The following is a 321-nucleotide window of genomic DNA, read 5'->3' on the forward strand; positions in this document are numbered from 1 at the left end:
CGCGGGGTGGAGCAGCCCGGTAGCTCGTCAGGCTCATAACCTGAAGGTCACAGGTTCAAATCCTGTCCCCGCAACCAACAATCCATGCGATTGCAAACCAGCCAAACCCCGCCCTCGCCCAGGGCGGGGTTTTTCTTGCCCGCAGCAAACCAAAGCATCGCCGCCAGATCGCCGGTAAGCACGATCGACAGCTTGTTCCTGTCCGGGATGAGCCTCACCTCATCGACCAATGTGCGGAACAGTTCGTATCCCTCCGGCGGCGGCCGCCTGGCGGTGACCTCGGTTTTTGGGATAGCTGCGTGACGGGTGGCGCGATGATCG

General features: G+C 61.7%; 1 tRNA gene and 1 pseudogene. One reads left to right on the forward strand and one right to left on the reverse strand.

The features are described 5' to 3' along the window. Positions 1-77: transfer RNA gene (locus Mspo_RS19510), tRNA-Met, on the forward strand. Here the strand turns inward: Mspo_RS19510 and Mspo_RS19515 are convergent. Then, positions 48-321 (reverse strand): annotated as a pseudogene (locus tag Mspo_RS19515) (hypothetical protein); the annotation flags it as partial. The gene Mspo_RS19510 and the pseudogene Mspo_RS19515 overlap by 30 nt on opposite strands.

It is taken from the genome of Methylosinus sp. Ce-a6, assembly GCF_009811655.1.
Taxonomy (GTDB): Bacteria; Pseudomonadota; Alphaproteobacteria; order Rhizobiales; family Beijerinckiaceae; genus Methylosinus.